Annotated in this window: 6 protein-coding genes; 2 read left to right on the plus strand and 4 right to left on the minus strand. The window is 70.0% G+C overall.

The window, feature by feature from the left end:
- Positions 1-32: 32 nt before the first annotated feature.
- The 4 genes from AB0I18_RS51010 to AB0I18_RS51025 all read right to left on the minus strand — a co-directional run bounded on the left by AB0I18_RS51010 (position 33) and on the right by AB0I18_RS51025 (position 4,427).
- The gene (locus AB0I18_RS51010; RefSeq protein WP_363112712.1) at positions 33-881 is read right to left on the minus strand and encodes a carbohydrate ABC transporter permease; all 849 of its coding nucleotides are present in this window, start codon (positions 879-881) and stop codon (positions 33-35) included.
- A 3-nt stretch (positions 882-884) separates the two neighbouring features.
- On the minus strand, positions 885-1,754 hold the full coding sequence (locus AB0I18_RS51015) for a sugar ABC transporter permease (RefSeq protein ID WP_363112713.1): 870 nt from the start codon (positions 1,752-1,754) through the stop codon (positions 885-887).
- 221 nt (positions 1,755-1,975) lie between these two features.
- Positions 1,976-3,331 (minus strand): sugar ABC transporter substrate-binding protein, encoded by a 1,356-nt coding sequence (locus AB0I18_RS51020; protein WP_363112714.1) that lies wholly within the window; start codon positions 3,329-3,331, stop codon positions 1,976-1,978.
- A gap of 73 nt (positions 3,332-3,404) precedes the next feature.
- A complete protein-coding gene (locus AB0I18_RS51025) occupies positions 3,405-4,427 on the minus strand; it encodes a LacI family DNA-binding transcriptional regulator (protein WP_363112715.1) in 1,023 nt (340 codons plus the stop codon).
- A gap of 181 nt (positions 4,428-4,608) precedes the next feature.
- Between AB0I18_RS51025 and AB0I18_RS51030 the strand changes: the two genes are divergently transcribed.
- On the plus strand, positions 4,609-5,958 hold the full coding sequence (locus AB0I18_RS51030) for a mucin-1 (protein ID WP_363112716.1): 1,350 nt from the start codon (positions 4,609-4,611) through the stop codon (positions 5,956-5,958).
- Between the two features lie 29 nt (positions 5,959-5,987).
- Positions 5,988-7,199: a family 1 glycosylhydrolase gene (locus tag AB0I18_RS51035; protein ID WP_363112717.1), complete on the plus strand. Its 1,212-nt coding sequence runs from the start codon at positions 5,988-5,990 to the stop codon at positions 7,197-7,199.
- Positions 7,200-7,240: the final 41 nt, after the last annotated feature.

Here is a 7,240-nt window from a genome sequence, read left to right on the forward strand (position 1 = left end):
AGCACGAGCTCGGGGCGGGCCGTCGGCGTGGGTCAGCCCTTGACGGCGGAGCTGGCGACACCCTGGACGAACCAGCGCTGGAAGAAGGCGAACACCACCAGTACGGGCAGGACCAGAAGGACGCCGAAGGCGAGGATCTGGCCCCAGTCCGGGGGCTGTTGGCCCTGGAAGACGCTCATCTCCAGGGGCAGCGGGCGGACCGAGGGGTCGGACACCATCAGGACCGGCCACAGGAACGAGCCCCACTGGATGAGGAAGGTCAGGATCGCCACCGAGGCGAAGGCCGGCTTCGACATGGGGACGACGATCGCGAAGAACGTGCGCCAGGGGCCCGCGCCGTCGATGCGGGCGGCTTCTTCGATGCTCGGCGGGATCGAGCGGAAGAACGTGTGGAACTGGTAGACCGAGAAGGCGTTGGCGATGAACGGGAGCGCCAGGATGGGGAGCGTGTTGCGCTGGTCGTTGAACATGTAGAAGAGCGGCACCGCCACCGACTCGAACGGGACCAGCATCAGCAGCAGGATGAGCGTGAAGACCGCTTCCCGGCCGCGCCACTTCAGCCGCGAAAGCCCGTACGCGGCCATCGAGTTGACGAACAGACCGCCCGTCACCACCACGAACGCCAGCAGCAGTGAGACGCCCATGAAGCGCCAGAAGTAGCCGGTGCTGTCGGAGTTGAGGCTGTCGAGGACGGCGGAGTAGTTGTCGAAGGACAGGTTGGTCGGGAGGAAGCCGGACAGGCCGTTCAGGACCTCGTCGGACGGCTTGAGACTGCCCAGGAACAGGTAGATCACGGGCAGCACGAAGACGAACGCCAGCACGCTGAGTACGGCGTAGTCCATGAAGCGGCGCAGGGGCGTACGGATCGTGGTCGTGCTCATGGGTCAGTCCTCGTTTCCGGTCCGGACGACGCGGCGCTGGATGAGCGTCAGGACCACGACGATCAGGAAGAAGACGACGGTGATCGCGGACGCCTGGCCGATGTTGTTCTGGTCGAAGGCGGTGGTGACGGCCTGGTACATCACGGTGCGGGTGGCGTCCTCGTCGAGGCCGCCGCCGCGGACGAGGACGTACACCTGGTCGAAGACCCGGAAGGAGAGCACCGAGGTGAGCATCACGACGAAGACGAGGGTGCCGTTGATGCCGGGCAGGGTGACGTGGCGGAACTGCTGCCAGCGGGAGGCGCGGTCGAGTTCGGCGGCCTCGTAGAGCTCACCCGGGATCTGCTGGAGACCGGCCAGGAGGATGACCATCTGGAAGCCGACGCCCTGCCAGATGGACAGCACGATGATCGAGCCCATCGCGGTGGCGCCGTCGCCGAGCCAGTCGAAGGCGCCCCAGTTGCCGAAACTCACCGCGTCCAGTGCGGAGTTGAGCATGCCCTGGTCGCTGCGGGCCAGGATGAGGCGCCAGATCACGGCGACCAGCGCCATCGGGAAGACGACCGGCATGAAGAAGAGGGACCGGAACAGGCCGATGGCCTTGAGCTTGCGGTTGAGCAGGATCGCCAGGCCCAGCGCCAGGGCCGTCTGCACGGGTACGACGACCACGGCGAAGGTCAGGTTGTTGAGCAGGGCCCGCAGGAACGGTCCTGACAGGTCGGGGTCGGTGAAAAGCCGCCGGTACTGCTCCAGGCCGAAGAAGCTGGGCTCCAGCGGGGAGCCGAGGCGCACGTTGTAGAAGGAGAGCACCACGGCGTAGCCGAACGGCACACCGACGAAGGCGATGAGTCCGACGACGGCCGGGGCGGACATGAGCAGTCCGTGCAGCCAGTCGCGGTTCTTGCGGCCCGGCCGTGTCGGTCGTGTTGAGCGCGTCGACCGCGCGGGCTTCACGGGTGTCGCGGTTGTCACGGATGGGGCCTGCTCCGGGCCGGGCGGCGCGGAGTGCGCGGGTTCCACGGATTTCACGGGAGGGTCCTGTTCCCGGCGGGGGCGGGCGGTGGCTGCCGCGGGCCCGCCCCGGCCGATGGGTCCTACGGGATCTGGTAGCCGGCGTTGTCGGAGAAGTCCTGGTCGATGGCGCGGGCGGCCTTCTCCAGGGCGCTCTTCGGGTCGGCGCCGCCGTAGACGGAGTTCAGGGCCTCGCTGAACTTCGACGTGATCACGGGGTAGCCGGCGGTCACCGGACGGGTGACGGCGACGCAGGACTTCGAGATGTCGCTGTCGCCGCAGGGCTTGGCGAGCTGGTCGGCGAAGAGCTGGAGCGGGCCGCCCTGCTTGTAGAGCTCACTCTTGGCCAGTGCCGTCTTGGTGGCGGGCACCGCCCCGTTGGCCGTCGTCATGGCCGTGACGTTGGCGTCGTCCAGGAGGGTGTCCAGGAACGTGCCGGCGGCCTTGGCGTTCTTGCTGTTGGCGCCGATGCCCCACGCCCAGGAGCCCTGTCCGGTCTTGGGCCCGTTGCCGAAGTCGGGCAGCGGCAGGACGACGAGGTCGTCACCGAGGGCCTCGCCGTACGCGGGGTACATCCAGTGGCCGACCCAGCTCAGGGCGACGCGGCCCTTGGCGAAGGAGTTGCCGTCGGTGTTCGGGTCGACGTAGGTCTTCCAGGACTGGAAGGTCTTCATCGCCGAGACCACGGCCGGGGCGTCGAGGGCGCCTTCCGCCTTGCCGTCCTTGAGGAGGGAGCCGCCGGCCGACCAGACGATCGGGGCGAAGCCGTAGGTGCCCCACTCGTTGGCGTAGCCGGCGGTCTCCTGGAGGTCGAGGGGCTTGCCGTCGGAGTCCTTGGCCTTCAGCGCCTTGAGCGCGTCGGTGAACTGGTCCGCCGTCCAGTCGTCGGACAGGCCCTTGGGGTATGTCACCCCGGCCGCGTCGAGCAGTTTCTTGTTGCCGTAGATCCCCAGACCGGAGTCGTACATGCCGAGGCCGTAGTGCTTGCCGTCGATCTCGCCCTGGGCCTTGATGGCACCCGTGGCGTTGGCCATGGTCTTGGTGGAGACGTAGTCGTCGATCGGTGCGAGCTTCTTGTTGTAGACGAAGTTCGCCATGGTCGGGCCGTCGAACTCCATCACGTCCGGCAGCTTGGAGGCGTCGGTGGCCGTGATGGCCTTGGTGTAGTCGGTGTCGGGGATCAGCTTCAGGTCGACCTTGATCCTGCTCTGCGAGGAGTTGAAGGACTTCACCGCGTTCTGCAGCGCGGCGGTTTCGTTCTTCTGGCCCTGGTGGGCCCAGACACTGATGGTGCCCTTGCCGCTCCCCGCCTCGGCGGAGGCATCGGTGCCGCCGCCCCCACCACAGGCGGCCAGTACCGCCAAGGGCAGGACGAGGGCCAGTCCCGTACGAGCTGTGCGGCGGTACCTTCTGCTGGTCGAGCTGCTGGTCGAGCTCATGGCTGTGCCTCCGTGCTGTGGAGAGGGTTCGACGTGCTGACGTGCTTTCCGGGCGTGGGGGGAGCTCAGGGAGTCACTGCGGGCCGCGCGGGCGCGGCGGGGCGGTGGTCTCGCGCAGGACGAGACGGATGGGCATCTGCACCTGCTCGGCGGGTGGTTCGGCGCCGGGTTCGTCCAGCTGGCGCAGCAGCAGCCGGGCGGCTTCCGCGCCCTGCTCGGCGACCGGCTGGGCGACGGTGGTCAGGCCGACCACGTCGGCGAGTTCGTGGTCGTCGAAGCCGACGACGGACACGTCCTCCGGCACCCTCAGCCGGTGGCGTCTGAGGGCCCGCAGGGCGCCCATCGCCATCTCGTCGGACTGCGCGAACACGGCGGTCGGCGGACGGGAGACGGCCAGCAGTTCGGTCATGGCCCGCTCGCCGCCCTCGACGGTGTAGTCACCGTCCGCCTCCAGAGCCGGGTCGGGCTCTATCCCGGCGTCGGCCAGGACGTCGAGATACGCCCGGCGGCGCTCGATGGGGGTGGTCCAGTGCAGCGGCCCGCTGGCCCCGCTGATCATGCCGATCCGGCGGTGGCCGAGGTTGACCAGATGCCGTACGGCGCTCTGCGTGCCGGCCCGGTCGTCGATGCCGACCACGGTGAAGCCGGGCCGGGTGCCGCCGACCGTGCTGGCCAGCGGCACCCCCAGTGAGCGCAGTGCGGCCGACTCGTCCTCGTCGGGGATGAGCAGCGACAGCACGGCGTCCACCCGCTTGCGGACCGGCAGCTTGGTGAAGAAACGCTTGCGTGTCTCGGGCGAGCCGAGGTTGTACAGCAGCACGTCGTACCCGGCGGCGCTGAACTCGCGCTCGGCGGCGTCCAGCACGGTGCCGAAGAACCACCGGCCCACGTACGGGACAAGGACCCCGATGGTGAAGGTCCGGCCGCTGGCCAGGCTCGACGCGGAACGCGAGGCGGTGTAGCCGAGCTGGGCGGCGACGGCCGCGATCTGCGCCCGCACCTCCTCGGACACGCCCGGCCGGCCGCGCAGTGCGCGGGACACGGTGGACGCCGAGACTCCGGCGGCGCGGGCGACATCGGTGATGCTGGCCGTCACGGCGCATTCCTCCCGTTGATTTCACGTCGGTGTGATCTGTGGGTGACGTGACCGTAAGCCCGCCCATCTTGTTGCGCAAGCGTTTGCGTTCATATTTACTTGGGCCGGTCCTCAAGAGACTCTTTCGTTATCAAGCTTCAGCGCACGCGTTTGGGCGCTGCGGAGCCGACAGGAACTGTGCATGCGATACGCCCCGCCCGGCCTCTGCGTGAACGACTTCGCCCTCCTGCGCGACGAGGACGGCAGGTACGCGGTATTGCACTTGCAGGGTCCCTGGACACCGGAGTTCGACCATCTGCGGATGGAGACCTCCTACGGCCTGGCCACCTCCACCGACCTGGTCCACTGGCAGCCGCGGGGGCCCGTCTTCGGCAACGGCCTGCCCGGCCGCTTCGACCAGCAGGCGGTGTGGACCATGCACCCGTTCCGGCACGGCGACGGAATGGCGATGTTCTACACGGGCGTCCGCGGACTCACCCCCGGCGGCTGGCCGCTCCAGTCGGTCGGGCTCGCGTACTCGGACCGCACGGACGGCACGGGCTGGCGGCGCCACGGCACCGGGCCGGTCGTCGAGGCGGACCCGCGCTGGTACCGCACCGGTGAACGCATGGGCTGGCGCGACCCGTTCGTCGTACGCGACGACGAGTCGGACGGCTGGGTGATGGTCGTCTGCGCCAGCGACGCCTCCCTCCCGGTCGAGGCCAGCGGCTGCGTCGCGCTGGCCACCTCCACCGACCTGGAGCACTGGACCGTCCACCCGCCGCTCCTCTCACCCGGCGACGTCGACGAGCTGGAGTGCCCGGTCCTGGAACGCCTCGACGACGGCAGCTGGCTGCTGCTCGGCTCCATCGGCGCCACCCGCGGCTTCGAGGCCTGGACCGCCCCGAGCCTGCGCGGCCCCTGGACCCGCCGAGGACCCCTCGGGCCGACCGGCGCCTACGCCCCGCGCGTGATCGCCGCGCCCGACGGCTCCCGTGTCGTCCTGCACACCACACCCCGCCGGGTCGGCCTCAGCGACACCGGTGAGACCTGCCGCGGCATGCTCGCCCAGCCCAAGTCCCTTGTCGTACGGGAGGGTTCGGCGCCCCGCCTGGAATGGTGGCCCGGCCTGAACGCCTGGCTCGGCGAGGAGACGGACGGCCCCGCCCTGCACGCGGTCGGCGACATCGGCATCACCGGGCCGGTCGAGGTCACCCTGCGCACGGACGCCCCGGACGGCGACGGCCCCGCCCTCGCCGTCGGCTGCGACGGCAAGAACCTCTGGATCACCGGGCCCGACGGAACCCGGCTCGGCGAGACCGTCCTGACGGACCCCGCCGCCACGCTGCGCATCCTCACCGTCGGCGAGTACGTCGAGGTCTACGCCGACAACGTCTTCGCCCTCACGACCCTCTGCTATTCCGGGCACCCCGCCCCGTGGACGGCCGTCACCGAAGGGCGTGAGCGCACCGTCCCCGTCCGCCCGGTCCGGCTGCCCGACCCGCACCGCGACGACGCCTCGGCCGTCTGGCCAGGACCGTCACCGCGCTGACCCGAACCCCGCTCCGGAAAGGCCCAGTCATGCCCGCCGTGAACGCCACCGCCGACGGTCTCCGCTTCCCCGACGGCTTCCTGTGGGGAGCCTCCACCGCCGCCCACCAGATCGAGGGCAACAACGTCAACAGCGACTGGTGGCAGACGGAACACGGCGGCGGCTCCATCGCCGAGCCCAGCCTCGACGCCGCCGACAGCTACCACCGGTGGCGCGAGGACATGGACCTGCTCGCCCAACTGGGCTTCACCGACTACCGGTTCAGCATCGAATGGGCCCGCATCGAGCCCGCCCCCGGACACTTCTCCAAGGCCGAGATCGCCCACTACCGGCGCATGGTCGACGGCGCGATCGAACGCGGCCTGAGGCCCATGGTCACCCTGCACCACTTCACCGTCCCGCGCTGGTTCGCCGAGCGCGGCGGCTGGACCGCGGACGGGGCGGTGGACCTGTTCGAGCGGTACGTGCGGGCGACCGCGCCGGTGATCGGCACCGGCGTACGGCACGTGTGCACCATCAACGAACCCAACATGATCGCGGTCGCCGGAGCCGTCCGCGAACTGGGCACCGAGGCACCCCCCACGGCTGGCCTCCCGCTCCCCGACAAGGCCACCACCGACGCCCTGATCCAGGCCCACCACCGCGCCACGGCCGCCGTCAGGGCGATCTCCGCCGACATCCAGGTCGGCTGGTCGATCGCCAACCAGGTGTATCAGGCCCTGCCCGGCGCCGAAGCCGCCACCGCCGCCTACAGCCACCCCCGCGAGGACGTCTTCATCGAAGCCGCCCGCGACGACGACTGGATCGGCGTCCAGTCCTACACCCGCACCAGGATCACCGCCGACGGCCCGATCCCGGCACCCGACGACGCCGAACGCACCCTCACCGGCTGGGAGTACTACCCGCAGGCCATCGGATACGCCCTGCGCCACACCGCCGGGATCGTCGGCGACGTCCCCCTGATCGTCACCGAGAACGGCATCGCCACCGACGACGACGCCCGCCGCGTCGACTACACCACCGGAGCACTCCAGGAGGTCTCCGCCGCCCTGGCGGACGGCCTCGACGTACAGGGCTACCTCCACTGGAGCGCCCTCGACAACTACGAATGGGGCTCCTACAAGCCCACCTTCGGCCTCATCTCCGTCGACCCCGACACCTTCGAACGCACCCCCAAGCCCTCGGCGGCCTGGCTCGGCGGACTCGCGCGGACCATCGGGGAGGGCCCTGCGAGGCGTTGAGCAACGCGCCGGGCGGCGCCCGGGGCCTCGTGGACCCAGAG

Source organism: Streptomyces sp. NPDC050704 (assembly GCF_040654355.1).
GTDB lineage: Bacteria > Actinomycetota > Actinomycetes > Streptomycetales > Streptomycetaceae > Streptomyces.

What these genes read in the sequence shown, in the direction of transcription:
- AB0I18_RS51010 (WP_363112712.1), bottom strand. Translation starts at nt 881, where the DNA reads ATGAGCACGACCACGATCCGTACGCCCCTGCGCCGCTTCATGGACTAC.
- AB0I18_RS51015 (WP_363112713.1), bottom strand. Translation starts at nt 1,754, where the DNA reads ATGTCCGCCCCGGCCGTCGTCGGACTCATCGCCTTCGTCGGTGTGCCG.
- AB0I18_RS51020 (WP_363112714.1), bottom strand. Translation starts at nt 3,331, where the DNA reads ATGAGCTCGACCAGCAGCTCGACCAGCAGAAGGTACCGCCGCACAGCT.
- AB0I18_RS51030 (WP_363112716.1), top strand. Translation starts at nt 4,609, where the DNA reads ATGCGATACGCCCCGCCCGGCCTCTGCGTGAACGACTTCGCCCTCCTG.
- AB0I18_RS51035 (WP_363112717.1), top strand. Translation starts at nt 5,988, where the DNA reads ATGCCCGCCGTGAACGCCACCGCCGACGGTCTCCGCTTCCCCGACGGC.